The 24,459-nt window shown below is 52.1% G+C and carries 26 protein-coding genes; 21 read left to right on the forward strand and 5 right to left on the reverse strand.

Going from position 1 to position 24,459, the window contains the following annotated elements:
* Window positions 1-3 precede the first annotated feature (3 nt).
* From fliR to HPY52_00785, 10 genes are all read left to right on the forward strand, one after another.
* On the forward strand, window positions 4-789 hold the full coding sequence (fliR, locus tag HPY52_00740; protein ID NPV78790.1) for a flagellar type III secretion system protein FliR: 786 nt from the start codon (window positions 4-6) through the stop codon (window positions 787-789).
* Between the two features lie 5 nt (window positions 790-794).
* Window positions 795-1,859, forward strand: coding sequence for a flagellar biosynthesis protein FlhB (flhB, locus tag HPY52_00745; GenBank protein NPV78791.1), 1,065 nt, complete (start codon window positions 795-797; stop codon window positions 1,857-1,859).
* A gap of 37 nt (window positions 1,860-1,896) precedes the next feature.
* A complete protein-coding gene (gene flhA / locus HPY52_00750; GenBank protein NPV78792.1) occupies window positions 1,897-3,975 on the forward strand; it encodes a flagellar biosynthesis protein FlhA in 2,079 nt (692 codons plus the stop codon).
* Window positions 3,965-5,233, forward strand: coding sequence for a flagellar biosynthesis protein FlhF (flhF, locus tag HPY52_00755; GenBank protein NPV78793.1), 1,269 nt, complete (start codon window positions 3,965-3,967; stop codon window positions 5,231-5,233). Before flhA ends, flhF begins: the two co-directional genes overlap by 11 nt.
* 85 nt (window positions 5,234-5,318) lie before the next feature.
* The gene (locus HPY52_00760; GenBank protein ID NPV78794.1) at window positions 5,319-6,089 is read left to right on the forward strand and encodes a P-loop NTPase; all 771 of its coding nucleotides are present in this window, start codon (window positions 5,319-5,321) and stop codon (window positions 6,087-6,089) included.
* Window positions 6,076-6,747: a hypothetical protein gene (locus tag HPY52_00765; GenBank protein ID NPV78795.1), complete on the forward strand. Its 672-nt coding sequence runs from the start codon at window positions 6,076-6,078 to the stop codon at window positions 6,745-6,747. The genes HPY52_00760 and HPY52_00765 overlap by 14 nt, the downstream gene beginning before the upstream one ends.
* Before the next feature lie 25 nt (window positions 6,748-6,772).
* Complete coding sequence (locus HPY52_00770; protein ID NPV78796.1) at window positions 6,773-7,582, forward strand: FliA/WhiG family RNA polymerase sigma factor; 810 nt, start codon at window positions 6,773-6,775, stop codon at window positions 7,580-7,582.
* 87 nt (window positions 7,583-7,669) lie between these two features.
* Window positions 7,670-8,086, forward strand: coding sequence for a hypothetical protein (locus HPY52_00775; GenBank protein NPV78797.1), 417 nt, complete (start codon window positions 7,670-7,672; stop codon window positions 8,084-8,086).
* A gap of 288 nt (window positions 8,087-8,374) precedes the next feature.
* On the forward strand, window positions 8,375-8,812 hold the full coding sequence (locus tag HPY52_00780; protein NPV78798.1) for a PaaI family thioesterase: 438 nt from the start codon (window positions 8,375-8,377) through the stop codon (window positions 8,810-8,812).
* Window positions 8,813-8,961: 149 nt separating this feature from the next.
* Window positions 8,962-9,759, forward strand: coding sequence for an inositol monophosphatase (locus HPY52_00785; protein ID NPV78799.1), 798 nt, complete (start codon window positions 8,962-8,964; stop codon window positions 9,757-9,759).
* Window positions 9,760-9,780: 21 nt separating this feature from the next.
* On the opposite strand, the gene sdaAA is transcribed toward HPY52_00785, so the two are convergent.
* From sdaAA to HPY52_00800, 3 genes are all read right to left on the reverse strand, one after another.
* On the reverse strand, window positions 9,781-10,680 hold the full coding sequence (gene sdaAA / locus HPY52_00790; GenBank protein NPV78800.1) for an L-serine ammonia-lyase, iron-sulfur-dependent, subunit alpha: 900 nt from the start codon (window positions 10,678-10,680) through the stop codon (window positions 9,781-9,783).
* Window positions 10,677-11,390: an L-serine ammonia-lyase, iron-sulfur-dependent, subunit beta gene (gene sdaAB / locus HPY52_00795; GenBank protein NPV78801.1), complete on the reverse strand. Its 714-nt coding sequence runs from the start codon at window positions 11,388-11,390 to the stop codon at window positions 10,677-10,679. The genes sdaAA and sdaAB overlap by 4 nt, the downstream gene beginning before the upstream one ends.
* 122 nt (window positions 11,391-11,512) lie before the next feature.
* Window positions 11,513-12,307, reverse strand: coding sequence for an alpha/beta fold hydrolase (locus HPY52_00800; protein NPV78802.1), 795 nt, complete (start codon window positions 12,305-12,307; stop codon window positions 11,513-11,515).
* A 384-nt stretch (window positions 12,308-12,691) separates the two neighbouring features.
* Here HPY52_00800 and flgF point away from each other — a divergent pair, with 384 nt between their 5' ends.
* The 10 genes from flgF to flgL all read left to right on the forward strand — a co-directional run bounded on the left by flgF (window position 12,692) and on the right by flgL (window position 21,705).
* The gene (gene flgF, locus HPY52_00805) at window positions 12,692-13,525 is read left to right on the forward strand and encodes a flagellar basal-body rod protein FlgF (GenBank protein ID NPV78803.1); all 834 of its coding nucleotides are present in this window, start codon (window positions 12,692-12,694) and stop codon (window positions 13,523-13,525) included.
* A gap of 120 nt (window positions 13,526-13,645) precedes the next feature.
* Window positions 13,646-14,434 (forward strand): flagellar basal-body rod protein FlgG, encoded by a 789-nt coding sequence (flgG, locus tag HPY52_00810; protein ID NPV78804.1) that lies wholly within the window; start codon window positions 13,646-13,648, stop codon window positions 14,432-14,434.
* A 125-nt stretch (window positions 14,435-14,559) separates the two neighbouring features.
* Window positions 14,560-15,549 carry a flagellar basal body P-ring formation protein FlgA gene (flgA, locus tag HPY52_00815; protein ID NPV78805.1) on the forward strand — a complete coding sequence of 330 codons (990 nt, stop codon included), beginning with the start codon at window positions 14,560-14,562 and terminating at the stop codon, window positions 15,547-15,549.
* Complete coding sequence (locus HPY52_00820) at window positions 15,546-16,262, forward strand: flagellar basal body L-ring protein FlgH (GenBank protein ID NPV78806.1); 717 nt, start codon at window positions 15,546-15,548, stop codon at window positions 16,260-16,262. Before flgA ends, HPY52_00820 begins: the two co-directional genes overlap by 4 nt.
* 77 nt (window positions 16,263-16,339) lie before the next feature.
* The gene (locus HPY52_00825) at window positions 16,340-17,734 is read left to right on the forward strand and encodes a flagellar basal body P-ring protein FlgI (protein ID NPV78807.1); all 1,395 of its coding nucleotides are present in this window, start codon (window positions 16,340-16,342) and stop codon (window positions 17,732-17,734) included.
* 93 nt (window positions 17,735-17,827) lie between these two features.
* Complete coding sequence (locus HPY52_00830) at window positions 17,828-18,475, forward strand: hypothetical protein (GenBank protein ID NPV78808.1); 648 nt, start codon at window positions 17,828-17,830, stop codon at window positions 18,473-18,475.
* Window positions 18,459-18,755, forward strand: coding sequence for a flagellar biosynthesis anti-sigma factor FlgM (gene flgM / locus HPY52_00835; GenBank protein ID NPV78809.1), 297 nt, complete (start codon window positions 18,459-18,461; stop codon window positions 18,753-18,755). The genes HPY52_00830 and flgM overlap by 17 nt, the downstream gene beginning before the upstream one ends.
* Window positions 18,755-19,231 carry a hypothetical protein gene (locus HPY52_00840; GenBank protein ID NPV78810.1) on the forward strand — a complete coding sequence of 159 codons (477 nt, stop codon included), beginning with the start codon at window positions 18,755-18,757 and terminating at the stop codon, window positions 19,229-19,231. The genes flgM and HPY52_00840 overlap by 1 nt, the downstream gene beginning before the upstream one ends.
* Window positions 19,232-19,292: 61 nt before the next feature.
* Window positions 19,293-20,684 (forward strand): flagellar hook-associated protein FlgK, encoded by a 1,392-nt coding sequence (gene flgK, locus HPY52_00845; protein NPV78811.1) that lies wholly within the window; start codon window positions 19,293-19,295, stop codon window positions 20,682-20,684.
* 121 nt (window positions 20,685-20,805) lie between these two features.
* The gene (flgL, locus tag HPY52_00850; protein ID NPV78812.1) at window positions 20,806-21,705 is read left to right on the forward strand and encodes a flagellar hook-associated protein FlgL; all 900 of its coding nucleotides are present in this window, start codon (window positions 20,806-20,808) and stop codon (window positions 21,703-21,705) included.
* A gap of 214 nt (window positions 21,706-21,919) precedes the next feature.
* Here the strand turns inward: flgL and HPY52_00855 are convergent, their stop codons facing one another.
* Both HPY52_00855 and HPY52_00860 read right to left on the reverse strand, forming a co-directional pair.
* Window positions 21,920-22,672, reverse strand: coding sequence for a hypothetical protein (locus HPY52_00855; protein ID NPV78813.1), 753 nt, complete (start codon window positions 22,670-22,672; stop codon window positions 21,920-21,922).
* A gap of 1,014 nt (window positions 22,673-23,686) precedes the next feature.
* Complete coding sequence (locus HPY52_00860) at window positions 23,687-23,908, reverse strand: hypothetical protein (GenBank protein NPV78814.1); 222 nt, start codon at window positions 23,906-23,908, stop codon at window positions 23,687-23,689.
* Between the two features lie 247 nt (window positions 23,909-24,155).
* Between HPY52_00860 and HPY52_00865 the strand changes: the two genes are divergently transcribed.
* A complete protein-coding gene (locus HPY52_00865; protein NPV78815.1) occupies window positions 24,156-24,383 on the forward strand; it encodes a hypothetical protein in 228 nt (75 codons plus the stop codon).
* Window positions 24,384-24,459 lie beyond the last annotated feature (76 nt).

Genomic DNA, 24,459 nt, shown 5'->3' on the forward strand with positions numbered 1-24,459 from the left:
GGCATGCAAATTGATGATATGTTGACCAGGCAGCTCATAATATTCATTCTGCTTCTCGCCAGAATAGGAGGCATGTTTATCTATGCGCCAATCTTCGGCAGTTTCTCTATACCGGTTCGCATAAGGGTGATCATCGCGCTTGCCCTGGCTGGCATCATGACACCGTTACTGCATATGAAACCTGTCGGCTGGGATGGCCAGCCCTTGTCTCTTGCCTTGATGGTGCTCGACGAGATCGGCGTAGGATTAGTCATTGGTTTTGCCAGCGCCCTTTTCATACTTGCAACCCAGCTAGCGGGGCAATTCATCGACCTTCAGATAGGCTTCGGTTTCGTGAATGTAGTAGATCCTGTCTCAATGCGACAGGTCACCATCATGGGGCAGGTGGCCTACCTCCTCGGGACCCTCATATTCCTGGCCATCGATGGCCATCATCTCCTCATATCTGCCATTGCCAAGAGCTATGAAATCGTCCCTCCGGGGACCGGGGTGATTTTCCCGGCGATAAAGGCCGGGATCCTGGAGCTATTCTCCGGAGCATTTGCCATCGGCTTCAAGATCGCTTCTCCGGTCATAGTGGCTTTGCTATTAGTTGACGCGGCCATGGGGATCCTGGCCAGGACCGTCCCGCAGATGAACGTCTTTATCGTGGGTTTTCCCCTCAAGATAGTGGGCGGGCTTTTCCTTTTTGCCCTGTCTCTCCCGCTTGCTCTGGTGATGCTGAGGGGGCTCTTTGGCCATACAGAGACTGATATTCTTCTTATCTTGAAACGCCTTTCAGGGAGATGATGGGGATGGCAGGCGAGAACAGGACAGAGGCAGCGACACCCAAGAGGCGCCAGGAAGCGAGGCGCCGGGGGCAGGTGGCCAGGAGTATGGAGGTCAATACTGCAGTCATATTGTTGATCGCCACCGCCACAATGGGCGCCTGGGCCTGGAATGCCCTGGGGAGGCTTCTAGAATTCCTGCGTTCAATGCTATCAAACAGCTATCAATTTGAGCCCACCTTGGAAGGCCTTTCGCTTTTGGCTCGTGAGGCATCTTCTGCCATTTTGTATGTGGCAGGCCCCATAGTCATGGCTTGCCTCCTTGCCGGACTTGCGGCCAATCTTGCCCAGGTTGGATTTCTCCTCACACTGGAGCCCCTCATACCCAGATTTTCGCGGCTGGATCCAGCCAGCGGGCTGTCACGGCTCTTTTCATCGAGGGCTGGTATAGAACTTGCAAAATCTATTGCCAAGGTGGGGGTAGTTGGCTACGTGGGCTTCATTTCTTTGCGGCAGCAATGGGATAATATCGCTCTTCTCATGCAGATGGACACTCGCTCACTTCTCGCGACTACCAGGCAAATCTTACTCACTATCGGGTATCGAATGGGAATCATTTTATCACTGATCGCCGCCTTTGATTATGTAGTTCAGAAACGGGAATTTGAAGCAAACCTCAGGATGACCAAGGAAGAGGTCAAAGAGGAATTCCGGCAGATGGAAGGAGATCCCCTGGTGCGTTCGCGGATAAGATCCAGGCAGCGCCAGGTGGCAATGATGAGGATGATGCAGGATATCCCCAAGGCTACCGTGGTTGTAGTCAACCCGGTCCATGTAGCCGTGGCGCTGCTCTATCGCCAGGGGACCATGAAGGCACCAAAGGTGGTAGCCAAGGGGGCGAGGCTCATGTGCGAAAGGATCAAAGAGATGGCCAGGAAGCACAATGTTCCTGTTGTTGAAAATCCTCCTCTGGCGTGGGCGCTCTATAAGAGCGTGGACATTGGGAAGGAGATCCCCGTTCACCTTTACAAGGCCGTCGCCGAGGTTTTGGCATATGTCTACTACTTGAATCGCAAAGTGTCAGGTATTTGAACAGCCGTAAAGGAGAGTATTGCTGTTGGCGATAGATTTGACAAGGAATTCCGGACTTGCAGGCATAGCAAAGCTTATAAGGCACAGCGACATACTTGTTGCGGTAGGTATCGTGGCGATTCTCGTGATCATGATAGTCCCGATGCCACCTGCTGTTTTGGACCTCCTGCTGACAGTGAATATCACTATGTCTCTCGTTGTGCTCCTTGTGACCCTTTACGCGACGGAACCTCTCCAGTTTTCGGCCTTTCCATCGTTGCTTCTTATTGCAACCTTGTTCAGGCTAGCTTTGAATGTATCATCCACCAGGTTGATTCTGCTGCATGCATATGCCGGCAAGGTAATCGAAAGCTTCGGCAACTTCGTGGTGGGCGGCGATTACATCGTCGGCATGGTCGTGTTCATCATTTTGGTCATTATCCAGTTCGTGGTAATCACCAATGGCGCTGGCCGGGTGGCCGAGGTGGCTGCAAGGTTTACCCTCGACGCGATGCCTGGCAAGCAAATGAGCATCGATGCGGACCTTAATGCTGGCCTCATCGATGAAAAGGAGGCACGGGAACGCCGCAAGGCGATAGAAAAAGAAGCTGACTTTTATGGCGCAATGGATGGCGCCAGCAAGTTCGTACGGGGTGACGCTATAGCCGGGATAATAATCACCGTAGTGAATATCCTGGGGGGTATAGTGATAGGCCTCCTCCGTTTCAAGATGTCGGTGTTAGATGCCATGGAACGGTATGCCCTCTTGACCGTGGGTGATGGCCTCGTGACTCAAATCCCAGCCCTTTTGATATCCACGGCTACCGGCCTGATAGTTACCAGGGCGGCCTCTGAATCAAATCTTGGAGAGGATCTGGCAAGGCAGATCTTGGCCCAACCCAGAGCAGTGGCAGTAGGGGCAGGAATGATGCTCCTATTTGGAATGATCCCAGGGCTACCCAAATTGCCGTTTTTCATGATTGCGGCGGCAGCAGGGGTGATTTCCTATGCCATCAACACGCCGGCCATGAAGGAAAAGGCAGAGCAGAGCAAAAAGCCGCCGGCCCAACCGAAGGCTCCGGAGAATTTCATGTCACTTCTGGCCCTGGATCCTCTGGAATTGGAAATAGGTTATGCGTTACTGCCCTTTGCAGATGAATCCGAGGGCGGAGATTTGCTAGACCGGGTCACCGCCGTGCGAAGGCAGGCTGCGTTAGACCTAGGCCTTGTGCTTCCTCATATACGGGTGCGAGATAATATTCAGTTAAGGCCTAATGACTATGCCATCAAAATCAAGGGAGTGGAGGTGGCAAGAGGAGAGGCGCTCGTCCATCACTATCTTGCCATGAACCCCGGTATAGCCACGGAGCCCCTTGAAGGTTTGGAGACAAAAGATCCGGCCTTTGGGATGCCGGCTGTATGGATAACCGAGGATCAAAAGGAAAGGGCAGAGATGGCAGGTTATGCTGTGGTTGACCCAGCTTCGGTCATCATCACCCATCTATCTGAAATAGTCAAGTCGCATGCTCCAGATCTTTTAAGCCGCCAGGATGTTCAGTCTTTACTGGACAATTTGAAAAAGGCCCAGCCAGCGGTCGTCGATGAGGTAGTGCCCAATCTCCTGACGGTGGGCGAGGTTCAGAAGGTGCTTCAAAATCTTCTTCGCGAGCGGATATCTATCAGGGACATTGGAACCATCATGGAGGCACTTGGTGATTATGCCAGGGTCACCCGTGACACCGATGCCCTTACGGAACAGGTTCGGGTGGCCCTTGGGAGACAGATCTGCAAGCAATACCAGAATGAGAATGGCGAACTCATCGTAACCACCGTTGACCCGGGATTTGAAGAGGCAATAGCCAGATCAATGGGAGATGCCAGCTCAGCGGGCGAGCGGATTCCTGCGATAGAACCCGGCCTTGCTCAGAAGTTCATAAGAGCTGTAGCCGATCAGGTCAGCAAGATGGTATCCGCAGGCCATACTCCTGTGCTCCTCACCAGTCCACATGTGAGGTTATATATCAGGAGGCTGCTTGAAAGGTCTCTCCCCAATCTGGCGGTCCTCTCCTATGGAGAGATCGTAGATGGCCATCGAGTTCGCACAGTCGGGATGGTGAAACTGAACGATGAGAATTAAGAGATATGTTGGGTGGGACGTTCAGTCGACTTTCAAGAGAATCAGGGCAGAGCTAGGACCGGATGCCGTTATCTTGAGGGTGAAGAAACTACCGTGGCCTCATCCTTTCCGGGCTTTTCTCCGCGATCGCGCGGAGGTGGTGGCGGCAGTCGGCCCTGATATTCCGGCGGCGGAGCCGCAGGCCAAGACGCTGGGGATGGCAGCACCCCTTGAGGGACAGGCTAGGGGTACAGCGATAAATGTCCCGGTGCTTAATGATCCCCCCTCTATTGATTCTGTCAGCAGTTCTATTGGCAGCGACCCTCTGGCGAGCTTAAGGGACGATCTTGCCGAGATAAAATCCACGTTGAAGGTTCTTTCTTTGAATGGCTCTGAGGCCAGGGAAGGAGCGGCCAAGGGGACAGCGAAGTGGTTGAAGTCAGGCAAGGGCAGGGAGTTTTATCAGATCCTTTTGGACCAGGATGTGGACGAAGAATTGGCAGGCGTCATAATGCAGGAGGCCTTTGGCAGCCAGAAGGCAAAGGGGAAGAAGACTGATGGAAGGAAAGAGTCTTCAACTCCTGAAACGCAGCTTGAAGAAATTATCAGGAAGATCATTCAAACTGGTGGACCTATAGACCTCACACCGGGCCAATGCAAGACCGTCATTCTGGTGGGGCCTACGGGGGTCGGTAAGACCACCACCATCGCAAAGCTTGCCGCCCATCTCGGCGTCATCTCAAAGAAGAAGGTCTCTCTGATCACGGCGGACACCTATCGGGTGGCGGCTGTCGATCAGCTTAAGACCTATGCCGAGATCATGGGGATGGACCTGAGAGTGGTACATACTCCACAGGAGATGCGGGCGGCCATAAATGAATTCTCCGGCTCAGATCTGATTTTAGTGGATACAGCCGGCAGGAGCCCCAAAAATACTCTTGAAATCGGCGAACTCAAGGCCATGGTAGATGCGGCGAGGCCTGGGGAAGTACATCTGGTGCTCAGTGTCGCCACTAAGCCAAGGGATCTCCTCGACATAGTCGCCAGGTTCTCGCCTGTGGGCATTGACAGCATAATCTTCACCAAACTGGATGAGACATCATACCTCGGTGGACTCCTGACGGTGGCGCATAAGACAGGGAAGCCTATCTCTTATGTCACTACAGGGCAAAGTGTCCCAGAGGACATAGCCGTTGCTGACGCGAGTCATCTTGCAAAGTCGATCCTCTCAGGAGGTAGCCATGAACGACCAAGCAGGCAGCTTGCGACAAATAGTTGACGCACAACACAAAGGGCAATTGCCTAGCCAGAATTCGACGCAAAGTGAGGCAAGAGCACCGGGGGATCAGCCTCAGGGGAGCCAGTTGCCGGGAAGTGAATCAGGAATGAGCCAGCTGCGCTGCAGCTACATAATTGTCGTCACAGGCGGGAAAGGCGCAGTTGGAAAGACCAGTCTCTCCTTAAACCTTGCCGTTGCAATGGCCTGTCTCGGCAATAGGGTGACTGTGCTGGATGTGGGCACCGAATCGGCTATCAGCACTCTTTTGGGCATTCAGTCGGATGCCAGGGAGGCTTTGAGCGTCCCTGGAGACACACCGCACGTTGCCACTTTCACTGAAGGAACTTGCAGCCTTAAGATCTTGCATGGCGGTGATAGGGTCCCGGATTTTGTTCATGACACGAGTTCCAATGGGTCTTGCGGGTTGCTTGTCATAGACGCCGGCGAAGCGCTCAAGGATGGCGCCTCATGCTTTCTGAAAGCGGCAGATCTGGTCATAGTGGTCACAACCCCTGAACTCAGCGCCATTACGGACGCCTATGCAGCCATCAAGGTCACAAAACAGGAAAACCCATCTTCAAAGGTTGGCGTCGTCATCAATATGGTGTCCAGTGAATCAGAAGGACGCTCCGTTGTGGCAAGGCTCAACCTGGTAGCGGTACGTTTCTTGGGTGATAGAATCCATGGGATGGGCTTTGTGCCAAGGGACCCCCTTGTGATGAAATCGGCTATGGCTCAGAGGCCGTTCATCCTTGCCAATCCAGACGCTCCGTCGAGCCTCTCTGTGAAGAGGTTGGCCCAGCGAGTTTCATCTGACATGATAGTGACGGAGGGGGTTAGCGATGCCAGGCCGTGAAATGCTTAGAATTAATACACGTGTCAGTCTGGTCGTGAAAGAAGGATCCTATAAGGGGAATTACAGAACCTTGATAGAAGATGTCAATGGTAATACCGTAACGCTGGCGACGCCATTCATTGACAGGAACCCCGTTCCTATAAGGCCGGGAGATAAAGTCGCCATTCAGATACTGTCCTCCGGGGTGGCACAGAAATTCAATGGCACTGTTGCCGATCGTTCCATGGAGCCCGTCCCTCTCATAAGAGTGACTCTGGAGGGAGTACCCCAATCCATTCACAGGCGCAGATTTGTGAGGATAGAAGCTGAGCTGCCGTTCTATTTTCGCGATCTGAATGATCCAGCGTATCTCAAGAAACCCATGGTTATGGGAACCACCAGGGATATAAGCGGGGGCGGCGCTCTTGTGGTACCGTCCGTTAATGTGAGACAACTCCCACCGGGGGCGCAATTAGAGATAGAAATAGTATTGCCTGGCAGGAGATTCCCAATAAGGGGGAAGGCCCGGGTCTCAAGGATGTGGAGCGTACAGAGTGGGTTGAAGGAGATCCAGAACATCGCCATTGAATTCACCGAGCTTGAAAACCAGGATAGGGAAGATATCATCAAGTTCGTCTTAGAAAAGCAGCGGGAGCTCAGACGCAAGGGGCTCATATGACCTGTAGTTTGGAGGAGATCATCACGTGTCTATAGCGCTTGGTCAGGGATCTTCGCCGCAGGAACTCCCAGTGGAATCATTATGGCGTCTTTATTCCACTGAGAGGAAGAAATCAAAAAAGAAAGAGATTCGTGATGCTTTAATTACAAGTTACCTCTATCTGGTTAAGATCGCCGCCGGAAGGCTGGTGGTGAGCCTTTCTCACAAGGCGGAATATGATGATCTGGTAGGATATGGCATGCTGGGGCTTTTGGACGCTATTGATCGGTTCCAGCCTGACAAAGGGGTAAAGTTTGAGACATTTGCATTCATGCGCATAAGAGGAGCCATCCTGGACGGCATTCGCGGAAATGACTGGGTGCCCCGTTCTGTGCGAGACAAGGCCAGGAAGCTCGAACAAGCATTCTTTGAAGTAGAACAACGGCAGGGACGGTCTGCGTCAGACGCCGAGGTAGCATCTTTCATGAACCTGAGTCAGACTCAATTTGAAGCTGCGGTGGCCGAGGTCTCCAGGGCGGGACTACTATCCCTCGATGAATTGCTGGAGTTAGACGATGAAGGCGGATCTATCAGCGTGCTTGGCCTGCTTTCTGACCCTGATAGCCCTGATCCTGCGGTTCGATATGAGCAAAAGGAGCTGCGAAGGCGCCTTGCCGCCGCTATCGATGAACTGCAGGAGCGTGAAAGGCTGATATTAGCTCTCTATTATTATGAGGAGCTTACAGTGAAAGAGATCGCAGAGATCATGGGGATCTCCGAATCGAGGGTTTCCCAGCTGCATACCAAGGCCCTCCTCCGGATTCATGGGAAGCTCAAAATGGAAGAGATGATTTGATGGGATGTCGGCTGCACACTCGCGACTTTAGTCATGGAGAGGTTCAAGGCATGGCACGTACCTGAGGGGGTGACTTGACGCTATGGGATGAGGCCGATTGATATACAGAATATGGTCTCCAGGACCCATGAAGTTGAAAAAGTTCAGCGGATATCCGAAGATTCCTCTCGCCTACAGCAGATCGCATTCGCCACTGAGCTTCTCAGATTGAAGGCTCGCCAGTCGAAGCAAGTCAAGGCTTCTGAGGAGACCGAGGGGGGCAAGGTTCACACTGGGGATCATCAACAGCGGAAGGTCAATGGGGACGGTAAGCAGCGTCATGGCACGGAAGGGAATCCCTCCCATGGGGCGGGAAGGGATCAGTCTCATGGGGCGGAGGGGAATCACTCTCATGGCACGGAATGGAATCACGCGGAAGAAGGTCTTGACGAACGCCAGCGAGGGAGTTCTGGCCAGGAGGGGCAGGATCGCAGTACGGGCTTGGTGATAGACTCCCGGGCCTGATGATCGACGCCGCCTCAATATTTGGCGCGGGACCGATGCCTAGATCTGCCCGCGCCTTTATCTGCCGCTTGAGGTCCAAATCACATTCCTGTCCATGACCGACCGCGAAGTGCCCCATAGTCGCGAACATAACCGTGAATGGCGATGTTATCATGGCTCTCAAGCCTCCTTACAGGTATGTTATGCCTCTTACATTGATCCGTTGTCGACATTCCGGATGGCACTGGCCAGGATGATCTGTTATACTCAAATCTGAAAATCTAGCGGGGAAAAGGGGACTGCAGCGGCATGGCATATGAGCATCAATATGAGCGTGAATATGAGCGCGATCGTGATAACATGTGCTTTGCATGCGGCAAGGATAATCCAATAGGTCTCAAGCTGCGATTCGAACCAGATGGAGAGGAGCTCGTAGCGAGATTCATGACGCGCAGGGAGTTTCAGGGGTATCCGGGTATTCTCCACGGTGGAATAGCTGGAACGATTCTGGACGATCTTATGGCTAATTTGTTCATTGTTAGAGGAATCCATGCCGTTACAGCCTCCATTGATATTAGTTTCCGCGTGCCCATTCCAATTGGCGAAATGATAACTGGGCGAGCAAGAATAGTCGATGATAGCGGGAGGATTGCCGAAACTGAGGGGGAATTATATCTTCCTGATGGAAAAGTCGCGGTCAGGGCCAGGGGAAGATTTGCGAAATTGGGCAAGTTAAAGACCGAGTAATCTAAGCGTGAAGGTGGCAGCAGTTCAGGCAATCTCGGCTCTCAAATGGCGGAAATTCCGCCGCATTTACCCCATATTGGGATATTATGAGATAAACCATTCCTGACAGGGAAGGTCATGGAACATATTGGGTTGAGATTGTGAGGTGGATGATTCAGTTGGATGAAATCGCAGTAGCGCGGAGAGCGGCAGAAGAAGCAGGGGCTATTTTGAGGGAGAAACTTGATCATGTTCGCAACATAGAATTTAAAGGCGAGCGGGATCTTGTAACTGAGGCTGATAGGCTATCTCAAGAACGCATTATCAGCATAATATCTGAAGCCTTTCCTGGTGACCGTATCCTATGTGAAGAGTCGCCCGATAAGAGCATCATTGGAAATCCGGGGCGTATCGAAGGAAGGTTATGGATAATTGATCCTCTGGATGGCACGACTAACTTTGCCCACGGGCTCAGACTCTTCGCAATCTCAATCGCTCTCATGCAGGATGGGGAATTGGTAATGGGGCTGGTATCGGATCCAAATTCCCGCGAGATGGTTATCGCCAAAAAAGGGAAAGGTACATATCTTGGGGAGACCCGGATCAGGACATCGAAGACGGAAAGCCTTGACAAAAGCCTCCTCGCCACCGGATTCCCGTATCATATAACCAAATCGAAAGATAATAATATCAACCACTTCATAAATTTTACGTTCAAGACTCAGGCCGTAAGGCGCCTTGGTTCCGCGGCCCTGGCTCTCACCTATGTCGCTCTAGGCCGATTGGATGGTTATTGGGAGATAGGCCTTTCCCCATGGGACATCGCTGCAGGCATATTGCTAGTAAGAGAAGCCGGAGGCACAGTGTCTGATTTCAGTGGAGGGGTTTCCGATCCCTTTAAACGCCAGATTGTGGCATCAAATGGCTTAATTCATCCTGCTATGCTGGACACATTGAGGGCAGGATAGAAGAGCCGCCCCGCCTCCGAGTCAGGAGCCTGTGGAATGATGGCTTATCAGCGCTAGGCGCCGTCCTGTGGGCGTTTCTGCAAGTCCTCCCTCCGCCGTCTCACGTAGAGCGCACGGGAGCATCCTTCCCACCTTCCCCATTGCTGATATGACCTCATCGATGGGGATGACGCTTTTTATTCCGGCAAGGGCCATATCGGCTGAAGCGAGCGCCGCAGCAGCCGCTGTAGCGTTCCGTTTTACACATGGAACCTCCACAAGCCCACCCACTGGATCACATACAAGCCCCAGAAGCCCCTTTAACGCTATGGCTCCTCCATGGCATACCTCATCAGGCCCCCCGCCTGCAAGCTCGACCGCAGCGGCTGCCGCCATACAGGCTGCGCTCCCAATTTCAGCCTGACATCCTCCTTCGGCTCCGGAGAGCGAAGCCCTGGCAGCGATTACCTTCCCGACCCCGGCTGCTGTGAATAATGCTGCAATAAGCTCGTCATCGCCAGCCCCGACGGCTTCCGCCACAGTCAAGAGCACCCCAGGCAGCACACCGCATGAACCCGCCGTAGGCGCCGCCACTATCCTTCCCATCGCCGCGTTCACTTCAGCACATGCCATAGCGCGGGCAATGGCGAGGTCGAGCACAGTGCCGCCGATTAGGCGTCCCTGGGCCCTAGCTTCCTCTACCTTCCGGGCATCACCCCCGACAAGTCCGCCCATGCTTTCAAGATTATTATGGATTCCCCGTTCCACGGCAGAACGCATAACATTGAGCGCGTCACCCATCTTGCGCCGCACATCAGAAACCGGGGCTCCGGATTCTGATACTTCATCCATCAGAACGATATCGGAAATCTTGCGCCCGGCATCAAGTGCCCGCCTTGCGAGCTCTGCGACAGAAGGCATGTCCCTGCTCATTTCAGTCATTTCCCTGCGGCTCCCTTCACCTGCCCAGTTACACATGGGCGTTCCAGCACGATTTCCCGCACCCATGTTACATCCTTGAGTTGCGCGACCATGGAGATAAGATCAGGAGTCAGGGGCTGGTCCGTCTCTATGACCATGAGAGCTTCTTCACCCTTTTTGCGCCGCGATACCTCCATTGTGGCGATATTCACGCCATATTTCGCTATGACCCCGGTGACAGCCGCGATGATCCCTGGCTTGTCAATATGCAGGACAAGCAGGGTAGGGTAATGACCTCTCAGCTCGAGTTCGAATCCGTTGATTTCCCTTATGACAGCTTCCCCGCCCCCTATCGAAGAACCGAGAACTGTGACCTTACCCAGGCCCTCGCCTTCCGCCATTATCAGAGTGGAATTTGGATGCACATCCCCGAGATCAGTGGCCGAAATTTCGATCTCGAGACCTGAATTCCTGGCTATTGAAAGTGCGTCACGCGCCCGCTCGTCATCGGTCGCAAAACCCAGGAGCCCGGCAACTATAGCTCTATCGGTTCCATGCCCGCGGAATGTGCGGGCAAATGAACCGTGTAGCTTTATTTCAGCCCTCTGCGGTGTGCCGCCGAGAACAGCCCGGACCATTCTCCCCAATTTCACAGCACCCGCGGTATGTGAAGACGAGGGCCCGATCATAACCGGGCCTATTACATCAAATACACTCAGAAACCTGGCCATCATTTTCCTCCCAGCGCCATTTCAAGCTTGCCCATCCTGTGAGCTAACATACTATCTTCCCCTTTGTGGCTACTCCGGCCCCTTTTCCTCTTTCACCACCCCCAAATGCTCTATAAGAGTTATCATCCCAGGAGGTGCCGTACGAACCATTCAGTGGAATGCGTTATGACCTCCCGCTCCAGGGGTTCTGAATTGAATGTATGGTCGCCTCCTTTGATGATTACAAGTCTTGCATCCTCATCACTTCTGCTAATTCGCGCTGCTTCCAGGAAAGAATATGCCTGCTGATATGGCACGGTCTCATCAGAATCGCCATGCAGGATCAAGACCGGGGCAGAGCTCCTGGCGAGTTCATCTGCAGGCCTTGCCTTTACTACTCCCTCAAGGAAAGCGCGGCCTACAACGTTCCCTCTCATATCAACCCTGTCAGGGATTGGCCCACCCTGTAGCTCCTGCGTGAGCCCGAGGGTAGAGAAGTCTGCTGCCGCCGCCCAAAGCACACAGGCCTTTACCCTGCTATCGCGCCCGGTCACTGTTGCCGCTACCGTTCCGCCCATACTCAATCCTAGCACGCCCATTCTGTTTGGATCTAATTCCGGCCGTTCACTGAGGAAGTCAAGAGCCTTAATTGCATCAGAGATTTCGCCCTCAAGGGTCATTTCCGCAAAATCTCCTTCACTGTCCCCTGATCCCCTGAAGTCAAAGCGCAGAGCCGCAATGCCCTTGCTTACCAATGATTCCGCCATTTTCACAAAGATCCTGTGTGGTTCCACCTTTGTCCCAGTAAATCCATGAAAGATAGCCACTGCTGGAACGCGGCGGCCGCCACAACACCTATTCTGTTTTATGAAATCAGGCTCATGTAATACACCTATGATTTTTTGCCCTTGGTTGTAGAAGACTACGGGATCTCTCATCATGATTCCCTCCATTATCTCGTATTCACGGGGAGATTCTCAGTATCCCTGATGGCGCCGCAATGGCAATACTGGGTCTTCTTTAGAATTCATTTGATTATTCGCGGTTGTAACAGGATTCCCTCCAAGCGGTTGTGATGGGATTCCCTCCAGCGGGAAAATTTTTCTCGCCCATCCGGTCGCTCCCGTAGAGCTTCCCTTGATTTTCATTCCTCGGTATGCCTTGCTGCGTGGAGAGGCTTCCATTTTTATATGATGCACCATTGGCATAGACCTTGCGTGAATGTCTATTTAGCCTGTGCGTTGTATTTCGGTCCGGCAGTTATTGCCATTGAGTGGGTGAGACGCATAATAGAGGGAGTGCCTGCGAAGGAGGTGGAATAAATGCTTCGAGGCCTTTATGCAGCAGCCTCAGGAATGCTTGCGAGGGGCATCTGGCAGGACATAACCGCAAATAATCTGGCCAATCTGACGACTCCTGGATTTAAGCGAGACTTCCCTATCTTCAAGACTTTTGCTGATATGCTTGCATCCCGTATAACTGATATCGTCCCTGATCGCGCTAATTTAAAGAGCCCAGGGTTGATGCGTTTGAATTACAGGGAAAGGGTCCCTATCGGGACTTTAGGAATGGGAACTGATTTTGAAGGGATCGCGACAGACCTCTCTCAGGGACCCCTTGTTGAGACCGGCAACCCGCTCGACCTGGCCATAGATGGGGATGGGTTCTTTGTGGTCCAGACTCCGGCAGGAGAACGATATACCAGGTCCGGGTCGTTTTCCCTGGACAACCTGGGGCACTTGGTGACTCAAGAGGGATTCATGGTAATGGGAGAAAATGGGCCGATAGCGCTTCCCATACATGGTCCTCAGGCTATTAAGGGAATTGAGGTGACGGAGACCGGGGCCATACTCGTTTCGGGAAAACCTGTTGCGCAATTGAGGATCGTGCGGTTTCAAAATCCGATCGATATCGTGAAAGAAGGCAATGGGCTATTCAGGCTGGCTCAGGGGACCGCTGTTGCTCAGGTCCAGCCTCAGCCAGCTGGTTTCTCCTTGATGGTAAAACAGGGGTTTCTCGAGATGTCCAATTCGGATCCAATAACCGAACTCGTTTCAATGATCGAGTGCCTTAGGGCCTATGAGACCAACCAAAAGGCGATAGCATTCTTTGATCAGACACTGGAGAAGGCCGTAAATGAGGTAGGGAGAGGATGAGCAAGTAGGGAGAGGATGAGCCGCGGCTGCCATAGATCTGCCGGTAGGACGGTTTTGCCTGTCAGGAGTCATTCAGCATATGGATACATTTAAATCTCATAAATCAGGAGTGATGGTGTCATGATGCGCGCATTGTGGTCGGCGGCAACTGGTATGCTGGCCAAACAACTAAACATGGATGTCATCGCAAATAACCTGGCAAATCTGAATACCGCGGGTTTCAAAAAGAGCAGGGTGGATTTTCAAGATTTGATGTATCAAAATCTTAGAGCTCCCGGAACTACAGTAGCGGAAGGGGCTAAGGTTCCAAGCGGCATTCAGGTTGGGCTCGGCACCCGCCCGGCGGCAATACAGAGGATCTTTTCACAGGGAGATTTTGTCCAGACCGAGAATCCTCTCGATCTGGTAATCGAAGGGGATGGATTCTTTCAGGTGCTAATGCCTGATGGATCCATCGCATATACACGGGATGGCGCATTCAAGATGGATAGTGAAGGACGCATCGTGACGTCCGATGGCATGCCTATCGAGCCAGAACTAGTGATTCCGCCTGACGCGGTCAATATTACCATAGGTAGCGATGGGACTGTATCTGTCATGTTGGCTGGCCAAGAGCAGCCAAATGAAATAGGCAAGATCGAAATTGCAAAGTTTGTCAACCCTGCCGGGCTCACCAGTATAGGGCGCAACCTCTTCAGGAGCACAGCAGCTTCAGGGCAACCGATGGTCGGCACGCCGGGCCTAGAGGGATTCGGGACAATAAGTCAGGGCTTTCTAGAAATGTCCAATGTAAAAGTAGTGGAAGAGATGGTCAACATGATCATCGCGCAACGGGCATACGAGGTTAATTCCAAGGCGATTCAGACTTCAGATGATATGCTAGCAATCGCCAACAATTTGAAACGATAGAGTTGAGACGGTCATTTATTGTCGTCCGTAGCCTGCATCGTTTGTGGATGAAGTTCATTGCCGTTGGAGATCTATCAAGAGGTTTCCCTGCCCATGAGGCAGTTGCCCGTCAGGAGGGAAGGGGAATGTCGCTCCGGTTAGCTATAGCCTGCGTGATCATTCTTGTGGCAGCCAATTGTGTCGCGGCTGCTGTTACATCTGCGCAGCAGGACCCCAACCGGGCTATGGTTCTAATCCAGAGTCCGGTGGAAGTTGACGGTCCGTGGATCAAACTTGGCGATATCGCGAAGATCGATGGGCAGCCGACGGAGCTCATTTCGACATTGAAGGATATAGAGATCGGGCGGGCCGCCCTTCCAGGCTATACAAGGATAATCACGCTAGATTCGATCAAGGTTCGCCTGAGACAGGCCAGGGTGGATCTCGGGCGAGTCGAAGTTCGCGCTCCGGATGACATCACTATTCTCACTAGAGCTATCACTGTCTCAGGGCGAGATATCGCCGAAGAAGCCAGGAGATTTGTAGCGGAAACGGCCGCGCAGCCGGGAGTAGACGTGAAAGTCGAGATCTCCAGAATCCCCGGGGATTTGTACCTTCCGGTTGGGCAACCCAATTTCCAGGTGAAAACCACATCAACCAGCAAATTCCCTGGCAGGACTACTTTGATGGTGGCGATATTCCTGGATGGGGTCCAGTGCAAGCTAGTGCCGGTTTCGGTCGACGTGAGGTTTATCGCCCCTGTTGTGGTGGCCTCGAGGACAATTCAAAGGTATGAGGTTATAAACCCCGACATGGTGAGGGTGGAGAAGCAGGAGATACATAACCCCAATAGTCTGGCGGCCTCAACCGTCGAGGATGTTTTAGGGAAGGTAGCGAGCCGTACTATACCAGCTGGTTCTGTGATCGAGCGTGACATCATCGCCAATCCCCCGGTGATAAGCCGGGGTATGAGAGTCACAATTGTCGCGACAAGAGGAAGTGTAACCATAACTGCCTCAGGGGAGGCCCTCGAGGATGGACAGGTGGGGCAGATCATCAGGGTCAAGAATTTGGACACTGCTCGTCAGGTTCAAGCCATTGTGCGCGATTCCTCAACGGTGGAGGTGAGTCTGTGATCCCTATGTATAGGGCTGCGCCATCATTTTTGGCTAGCAGATCGTGTGTGGTCCCGATTTATAAGGCGAGATTTGGGAAGCGTGCGGGATTCGGGAAGCCAGAAACGATATATGTTTCGCACGCGGCGCTGGCGATTATCTTCGGTTTGTCTCTATGTGCCGCCTTTTTCACATCACCGTGTTCGGCCACTTCCTTGTGGAAAGAGGGGACAGCCTCCTTGTTTTGTGACCTCAAGGCCAGGAATGTTGGGGATGTGCTGACTGTCCTGATAGCCGAGAAAGCCGTTGCCAGCAATAAAGCTGAGACCTCCTCCGGCAAGGATGCCAGTCTTTCTGCGGCCCAGGGATCCGGGCTTCTATCGTTTTTGCCGGAAGCTGGGCTCGGCGTGAGTTCAAGCGCCAGCTCCGGTAAATCTACAACTCGCTCGGGCAATCTAGTGGCTAAAATGACAGCTCAGGTGATCGAAGTGCTCCCCAATGGATATCTCAGGATCCAGGGGACTCAAGGACTGATCATCAACAAGGAAAGGCAGAATATCGTAATCACTGGGATTGTCCGACCGCAGGATGTGGCCTCAGACAATACGGTTTTATCAACGTATATCGCGGATGCTGAAATCAGGTACGAAGGGACAATAGAGGCTTCTAGCCGTCCTGGGATTTTGGGCTATCTGCAACGATTCTTCACCGGACTTATAAACTTGATATTTTGAATCAATTCTGGCAAATCTTGATTGCCTTGCCCCAGGGCTTATTGGTATTGAGGAAGCTTATGTTTAGCCGGGGGGATATGAAGAAAATGCCGATAAGTAGCAAAAGCCTGTTGAGCATATGTTGCGCGAGATTAGCGGCCTTGGGATCCATCGTCTCCTTCATTGTGTTCGGTGTCATATATTTGTCTTATACTTCAGTTGCGCTTGCCGATCCCCCCACACAGATTGATCCCGAACAGCAGAATGCGACCGAGATTTGGCCCATTCAGAAAAGTGGAGATTTGCCGGGCACCCCGGTTCGCATTAAAGATATAGCGCGGGTGCTGGGGGTTCGCTCGAATCAGCTCATGGGCTATGGATTGGTGATTGGACTCAATGGCACTGGCGATTCGCGCCAGGTGATATTCACTACTCAGGCAATAAGCAATATGTTGAATCGTTTTGGCATCACCGTTGATAGCCATGATGTTCAATCGCGAAATGTGGCTGCGGTCATGGTTACGTGTGATCTTCCTCCGTTCGTCAAAAATGGCGACAGGATCGATGTGGTCGTATCCTCGCTAGGAGATTCCAGATCCCTGGAGGGGGGAGTCCTGTTACTTACTCCACTTCAGGCCCCGGACGGAAATGTGTATGCTGTTGCCCAGGGCCCTGTAAGTTTGGGGGGGCGAGGCGGAACTAGGAGGGATAGCAATTTTCCTACTGTAGCTGTGATTCCAAATGGTGCCATAATTGAAAAGGAAGTCCCGACCATCTTCGCCGATTCGGGCTCGAAGACAATTTCGATTACGTTGAATCGTCCTGATTTTACCATGGCCTCCCGGGTGGCGCAGGCGATAAATACGGCGCTTGGCGGAGCAATAGCGTCAGCCCAGGATGGGGCTACGGTCCGGGCTACCATTCCGGATTCATATTCAAATAACACCGTTGGTTTCATTGCTGCTATAGAGGAACTCACGGTCAATGCTGACGCCGTGGCCAAGGTGGTCATAAATGAGCGAACAGGCACGGTGGTAATAGGTGGCAATGTTCGACTTCTGCCTGCGGTCATCTCGCACGGAAATCTCAGGGTTCAGATATCCGGTTCAGGCGCCGGGGCATCTCATGCAGATATTGAGCCGGCGTCTAAGGGCGCCACTGCGGCTACCGGGGCAACTCACGTGGATACTGTGGCGGCCACCGGGGCAACTCACGCAGGTACTGGCGCAGCTCCGGCGGGTGCCGGGGCAACTCCCGAGGGTACCAGGGCATTTCCTGCGGGCGCCCGGGTGTCACCTGTAAATGCTGGCAATGTCAATAATGCCAGACCTGGCGGGTCGACTGGCAGTCTATTTGAAGTCGGCTCAGGCGGCACGGTTGATACCCTGGTTCAGGCCCTAAATAGTGTCGGCGCTTCGCCAAAGGATGTGATAGCCGTGCTGCAGGCCTTAAGGTCTGCTGGGTCATTGCTGGCGGAGATTGAGATACTTTAGTAATAGTTGATGATGCCTATGTATCCGGTGCGGCAGTGAGGCGTCGCCGTATTAACAGCAAGTCTGATGGGATCATTTGGAGGGTGCGGCATTATGGCTTTTTGTGCATCGGGTTTGTCTGGAATCGATAGAATTCAGCCCTCTGGCGTTTATGGTTCATATAGCCTCTCAGGGGCCTATTTTGAGAATAAGCGATTGCCATTTTCATCATTCGCTGGCGCCGGCCAGGCCAGCATAGGCGACTGCCCGCCAGTAGCGGCCCAGCGCGACCAAGCCTCGTCTGCCAGTCCCGTGCGGGCTGAGAGAGGAAGAGGTACTAATCAAATTGGAGGAGCAGCCGATAACCTTAATGGAGGCAGGAATCTCAATAGGGCCAGGAATCTCGATGGGGCCAGGAACCTTAATGGGATCAGGAGCTTCGATGGGACCGAGAACCTTAATGAGTCCAGGAACCTCAGCGAGGTATGCCGGGATTTTGAGGCGATCTTCCTCCAATATTTGATTCGCGAGATGCGGGCGTCAGTCCCAAAGGATGATCTATTCGATGGAGGCTTTCAGGAAGAGGTATTCATGAGCCTCTTTGATGAGAGTCTTGCGAAGGAACTCGCCAAGCGTGGTGGAATCGGCATCGGTGATATGCTTGTAAAGCAGCTCTCTGAATCCTCACGGATCGTTCATCCCGCGGCTAAGGCTCCCGTTATCGGTAAAAGCGAGGGGAATCAGCGTGAGGGTAACGAATGATGCCCTTAGGCACATGCTCCAGGCTTATTTGGATCCAGTAAATAGAAAGTCCGTAAGGGAAGATAAGGGGCAAGCCGGGGTAAAGGCACAGGAAGGTGATACGGTCGTCATATCCGATCGGGCCAGAGAGCTTTCCAAAATGCGAGCTATGCTAGACAAGCTTCCGGATGTCCGCCAAGAACGGGTTGTATATCTCAAAAAGCTGATAGAGTCAGGAGCATATAATGTTGATGGCCGCATGATAGTGGACAAATTACTCAGATTCGGGAGCGGCGAATAATGAGTTATAATGTGATCCTGGAGGTATTGGGGGAGCAATTGCGGATCTGCAATCGCCTTTTGGACATTTCCAGGCGGGAACAGGAATTTCTACTAAAGGGCGATATTGAGGGGCTGGAACATGTGGTCTCCGAGTTCAACTCTTTGATGCCAGAGATCCAGCGGCTTGTTGCAGGCGAAGCACTTCAGGATGGGATACAACAGGAAGGCGCGGCATTCCAAGCCGAGGTGGGGGAAGCAGGGATAGAGGAAGCCGGGGCGGATGCCGTATTAGAGGAAGTCTCTACACGGGAAATTGAATCACAGAAGATTGCGGACGCTCTCGCAGATCTCAGACAGATCATCGACGAGATAGCCCGGATAAATCGTGCCAATTCTTTTCTGATAAAGGATTCTAATGATTTTTTGATATTTCTCCATAACTTGATGAGTCAAGGGGAACCTGGCGGGATTTACCGGAATCCAGGACATATTTAGAGCAGCATAAATGCAGGCTGGTGATGGGGTAATGCGTCCCACCTTTCTCGGTCTTGAAACGATGCGAAGAGCGCTCCAGGCACATCAAAAGGCTCTTGATGTGACGGGGCATAATATAGCGAATTCCACCACCCCGGGATATGTGCGCCAGGAGGCGATGTTCGAGGTTACACCTCCTTACACGCCGCCTGGCGTGGTGAGATTGGTCCGTCCGGGTCAGATCGGAACCGGTGTAGATGTCGTCCGGGTAAGGCGAATATTCGACGGTTTTATTGAGGCCCGCATCAGGGCGGCGAACTCAGGGCTCGGCAAATGGGAAGAGCAAAAGTCAGCTCTCGAACGCATCGAGTCGGCCTTCAATGACCCTGGGGATATTGGATTCGGCGATGCTCTATCGAGATTCTGGAATGCGTGGCAAGAGCTGTCCAAACGGCCGGAGAGTGATGCAGCACGCGCAGTGTTGCTGGAAGAGGCGGGGGGCTTTTGTGCCATCTTGAACCGCACCGCCCGCCAATTGGAGACGACTCATGAGGAGCTTGAAGCAGCGTACAGGGCGAAGGTCGAAGAGGTCAATTCCCTGGCGGACCAGGTCGCAGAGCTCAATGCAGAGATAGCGAAAATAAAGGTCACTGGCAACGAGCCCAACGACCTTATGGATAAGCGCGACGCCGCTATCCGCAGGCTTTCTGAATTGATGGACATCTTGGTCTATCAAGATAGGGAAGGGGCGCTGAATATACAAGTCGGCAATGAATTTCTTGTAAAGCGGGACGAGACGCACAAACTGGGATTGAAAACCATTGAGGCTGTGGCCGATGGGCTGCCCGGCCTCGGAAAGTCAATCGCAGTCTGGACCCACAATAACCAAGAGGTCCCCATAACTGGGGGAGAGATAGCTGGGGTTAGAGAGGCGAGAGATACCCTACTGCCAAAATACTATGGCCGCCTGGATCAAATTGCTAATACGATAATCAGTAAGGTAAATGCACAGCATTGGGATGGCTATGGAATTGATGGATCCACCGATGTATATTTCTTTACAGGCGCGAGAGCTCGTGACATTGCGGTCAATGCCGATCTGGTCGCATATCCCAGGAGAATTGCAGCTGCCGCCACTCCAGATGCACCCGGCGACGGGTCTAATGCCGCCAAAATAGCTGCTCTCAAAGACGAGTTGCTCATATCGGGGCTCACTATCGATGGGTTCTATTCCGAGACCATTGTCCTCCTTGGAAACGACGGGAATTCCGCTGACAGAATGGCCGAGATAGAGAAATTGACTGTTGAGCAAAACACCAACCGCAAGGAGAGCTTCTCTGGAGTTTCGACAGATGAGGAGCTTGCGAAGGTGATGCGTTACCAACACGGATACAATGCCTGTGCCAGGATGGTAAGTGTCATTGATGAAATGCTAGATGTCCTCATTAACAGGACAGGGGTGACCGGCCTTTAGGCCTGCCGGTATGGGAATCTAGGTATTGTGGAGCCGCTGGTGATGGTTGAAGTCGCGGGCCATGGATGGGGCCATGGGTCCGATGGTTTGCAACCTGGGCGTGGAAGGAGCTAGATAGGATATGCGAGTGAGCACGGGCCTTTTATTTAATACGATGATGCAAGATGTGGCGAAATACCAGGAGAGGATGAATAGCTTAAGAGAAGACATCGCAACAGGCAAATCTCTCCGCAAGCCTTCCGACGACCCACTCGGCGCTTCCCGTGCTGTCACCATCAGGGCTCTTTTGGCAGGGGCGGAGCAGCATGAAGCCAATGTGAGAGATGCCAGGGAATGGCTTTCTGCTACTGAGATGTACATGAGCCAGGCGCAGGATCTTTTGGTGGCGGCCAAAGATGCTGCGATCAAAGGCGCAAATGATGCTCTGACTGGGGACGCGAGGAAGGCTATAGCCTATGACATAAACCAGATGATCGAAGATATGTTCAGGCTGGCTAATTCGCAGCACGAGGGCAGGTATATATTCGCAGGGCTGAAAACAACAACGCCTTCGTTTACGGCGACCCGCGACGCTGATGGCATCATTACCTCCGTTACGTATGGTGGAGATTCCAAGCTTAAAATGATAGAGGCCGAAGATGACGTAAATGTGCAGGTAAACCTTCCTGGCGACCAAGCATTTGGAGCCTCAGGCTTATTCTCGACTCTCATCGCCCTGCGCGATCACCTTATGGCCGACAACGGTGATGAGATAAGGCAGGATGTAGGCAGGCTGGATGCATGCATAGATAAGGTCACGGAGATGATCGGCCAGCTTGGGGCGCGAAGCGCCCGCCTCGGGCGCGCGGCCACCCGCATTGAACAGACCAAGGTGGAATTGGCCGCATCGCTTTCAAAGATAGAGGATACGGATATAGCCAAGGCCACAGTAGCGTTAGAGCTCCAGCAGGTGATCTACAAGGCCGCCCTTGCGGCCGGGGCGCAGGTGATACAGCCCACGCTCCTGGACTATCTGCGCTAGATCTAGCTGGGTGCTACCACCCAATGTCGACTGCGATAGATTATGGATTGGCAAGTCCAGAGTTGAAAGATAAAGCTATACCAGCGGTCGCCAGGCGCGCCGTGTGCAATCAGCTCATATTTTGAATTCGAGCTTAGTCATCTATAGCTGGGCGCCATCGTCAAGTAATCTATTATCGAAACATAATTCCTTGGTCGCAGATTGTCTTTCCACCCTAGCCCCCCTCAATTACTTGTCGCACATACGTTTTGGATGCCTTCTTAATTGCAAGCATTAATGGATCATCGAGTTCCAACTGGCGCAGTGGGAGGAGAGCCCCGATCTTCTCGGAAATCTTATTCAGTGTCAAGTCCGTGGGGTGAATTATGATCAGTTGTATTCTATTCTCTATACTAAGACCCTTTTTGATCAGATCTCGCATTCTCCGATCCACAGCTTCCTCTTTGCCCGGATATCGCTTTGTCGGGCCATAGTGTTGGGCCCCGTTGAATTCAAATGCTACTCCCCTATGATAGAGACGATCATATTCCAAATTTTGCCCAGTCACCGGGTTTTGCAGGAAATCAGGTCTTACATTATCCTCAAAGTCCTGGTCGTCGACCAGCAAATCCAGCCATGCCTTCATAAGAAATTCTCCCCGATTTGTCGCCCTGGCCAGCTTCCTTTGGAATTCCTCTGCCTCGCGTCCCCTGGCATCTAAAACAGGGTTGCGCGCTATTATGGTCAACCAACTGGCTCGATCCCTTTTTTGTTCGATTATCTCTACCCAGCCTTTATCCGCCAGTACTCTCAAGTATCTCTTAAGTGTGTTTCGCGACCGAAAGCCGGCAGATCGCATCAATTCTTCGGTCCGGACTGGGCTCTGGCCATCTGGGCTATTGAGGAGAATGGCGATATACAGCATTCTCTCGTATACCCCTAGTTTCTTGTCCGATAATAATTCCTTCGGAATCCTATTTATGTACATACCACATTATTCCACACAAGGGATGGATCTCCTGCCATTTAACGTAAAATATTTGCCATTAATTTTCCTGATATGTAGATCGAATCAAAGATTCAATATGAAATCATCGCGTTACCCTCAAATGCAACTATTTTCGTATTTCTAATGATGTTATCGAAGCATTATTTGTCATGCGATGACAATTTGATTTGGGGGCAAACGATCATGTGACGATAGTCTGTGGTCTTTGGCCATTGTCATCCGATGACGGTCAGACCTGCGGGATAGATGATCATAGGATGACAGTTTGTAATCTTTAGCGAATGTCATCCGATGACGGTCTGATATGGGGGACAGATGGTTATCGGATGACGGTTTGCGATCTTTAGCAAATGTCATGTGGTGACAGTTTGGTGTAGGGGCAGATCATCATGGGATGACAATTTGTGGACTTTGCCGATAATCATCTGGTGACAGTCTAGCGTGAGGGTAGACGATCATGGGATGACACTCTATGGCGCTTGGAGATTGTCATCCGATGACAGTTTGGTATTGGGGTAGACGATCACGGGATGATACTTTACGGCGTTTGGCGGATGTAATGCGGTGATGATTTGTCATGTAGGCAGACGATCATGGGATGACAATCTATGACCCTTAGCGATTGTCATCTGGTGACAATTGGGGGTGCCAGACGGTGACAATCTGAGACATAAGCGGTGGATGCTTATGGGGTTATAGTTCGCAAATCATACAAGCTCGATTTTAGAAGTTGCGCTCGACGCAGATGGTGCACACAAAGAGCGCAACTACAGGATGCTTAGATATTGGGATGCTTAGACATTGCTGTGACTTCGGAGTTGGATATACATGTGCATTAGAGCTGAAATCACGACGTTGGTTTGCTCATAGCGAAAATTGGGCCCTTTTAGGGCCCAACATATCAATGTATCTATATATAGCCCGAGGCGTATAGGCATAGCCTGAGGCGTACAGGCATAGCCTGCAGCAATATCCTATTTTGATTTTGCCAGGCTACATCACGGTAACCTCTGCTATGCCAATGCGCCTCAGGAACCTATACTCTGGTTCGCTTATCCGGACTATTGTGATCTGCCTTCCCATGCGGCTCTCCAGGATTGCGAAGAATGTCATATCCAGCCTAACCACCGCCCGCAAGCAGACGAATTCGTCGCTTGAGTAGTCAGGCATATATCCAGGAGGATAAGTCTGCTTGAGTGCCTGATTCTCTTCCATGCCGGTTACCCCCTTTGTCAACAATATTTTGTCGGAGATCTGTTCTATTCTATGAAAAAGCGGTGAAAAAGGTGAGGAACCAATCTATGCTTGTTTTCATAATATTAACTAGCGCTCGCATATTATAGGCTACCAAGCCCGGACAAAAACAGGAGTTGATCGTACGCGGCGCGCATACTGGCATTCGGGTATTGCCGGTTCATCTATATGTTGCCTGCATGGCACCTTTCAGAAGGGGGATGAGCCCATGGAAGGCGGGACGGATGATAATCCGGTGATCAAGCAGATAATTGGGGGGGTTGTTGCGGCGCCCTTTATCTTTGCCGCAGCGCCGATTGGCTTTTTTGTAGGGTTTGCGCCCGTAATCGGAATATTCTCAGAAGACGAAGCCCGCTACTCCATAATGCGGATTTCTGATGCTGAGTATATGTTCCTTAGGCGTATAGGGATAAGGGAAGCTGTGGTAGTGATGTAACGATCATAATAAGGCAAACATCCATGTAGCTGAATATGCCCATATGGCCGAGTTGGCACATAGTTGAATCCAAATA

The organism is Bacillota bacterium, assembly GCA_013178415.1.
GTDB lineage: Bacteria > Bacillota > SHA-98 > Ch115 > Ch115 > Ch115.

Bases quoted from the DNA above. Each gene is read 5' to 3' on its own strand.
- fliR (NPV78790.1), top strand. From the start codon at position 4: ATGCAAATTGATGATATGTTGACCAGGCAGCTCATAATATTCATTCTG.
- flhB (NPV78791.1), top strand. From the start codon at position 795: ATGGCAGGCGAGAACAGGACAGAGGCAGCGACACCCAAGAGGCGCCAG.
- flhF (NPV78793.1), top strand. From the start codon at position 3,965: ATGAGAATTAAGAGATATGTTGGGTGGGACGTTCAGTCGACTTTCAAG.
- HPY52_00765 (NPV78795.1), top strand. From the start codon at position 6,076: ATGCCAGGCCGTGAAATGCTTAGAATTAATACACGTGTCAGTCTGGTC.
- HPY52_00775 (NPV78797.1), top strand. From the start codon at position 7,670: ATGAGGCCGATTGATATACAGAATATGGTCTCCAGGACCCATGAAGTT.
- HPY52_00780 (NPV78798.1), top strand. From the start codon at position 8,375: ATGGCATATGAGCATCAATATGAGCGTGAATATGAGCGCGATCGTGAT.
- HPY52_00785 (NPV78799.1), top strand. From the start codon at position 8,962: ATGATTCAGTTGGATGAAATCGCAGTAGCGCGGAGAGCGGCAGAAGAA.
- sdaAA (NPV78800.1), bottom strand. From the start codon at position 10,680: ATGACTGAAATGAGCAGGGACATGCCTTCTGTCGCAGAGCTCGCAAGG.
- sdaAB (NPV78801.1), bottom strand. From the start codon at position 11,390: ATGGCCAGGTTTCTGAGTGTATTTGATGTAATAGGCCCGGTTATGATC.
- HPY52_00800 (NPV78802.1), bottom strand. From the start codon at position 12,307: ATGAGAGATCCCGTAGTCTTCTACAACCAAGGGCAAAAAATCATAGGT.
- flgF (NPV78803.1), top strand. From the start codon at position 12,692: ATGCTTCGAGGCCTTTATGCAGCAGCCTCAGGAATGCTTGCGAGGGGC.
- flgG (NPV78804.1), top strand. From the start codon at position 13,646: ATGATGCGCGCATTGTGGTCGGCGGCAACTGGTATGCTGGCCAAACAA.
- flgA (NPV78805.1), top strand. From the start codon at position 14,560: ATGTCGCTCCGGTTAGCTATAGCCTGCGTGATCATTCTTGTGGCAGCC.
- HPY52_00825 (NPV78807.1), top strand. From the start codon at position 16,340: ATGAAGAAAATGCCGATAAGTAGCAAAAGCCTGTTGAGCATATGTTGC.
- HPY52_00830 (NPV78808.1), top strand. From the start codon at position 17,828: ATGGCTTTTTGTGCATCGGGTTTGTCTGGAATCGATAGAATTCAGCCC.
- HPY52_00840 (NPV78810.1), top strand. From the start codon at position 18,755: ATGAGTTATAATGTGATCCTGGAGGTATTGGGGGAGCAATTGCGGATC.
- flgK (NPV78811.1), top strand. From the start codon at position 19,293: ATGCGAAGAGCGCTCCAGGCACATCAAAAGGCTCTTGATGTGACGGGG.
- flgL (NPV78812.1), top strand. From the start codon at position 20,806: ATGCGAGTGAGCACGGGCCTTTTATTTAATACGATGATGCAAGATGTG.
- HPY52_00855 (NPV78813.1), bottom strand. From the start codon at position 22,672: ATGTACATAAATAGGATTCCGAAGGAATTATTATCGGACAAGAAACTA.
- HPY52_00860 (NPV78814.1), bottom strand. From the start codon at position 23,908: ATGGAAGAGAATCAGGCACTCAAGCAGACTTATCCTCCTGGATATATG.
- HPY52_00865 (NPV78815.1), top strand. From the start codon at position 24,156: ATGGAAGGCGGGACGGATGATAATCCGGTGATCAAGCAGATAATTGGG.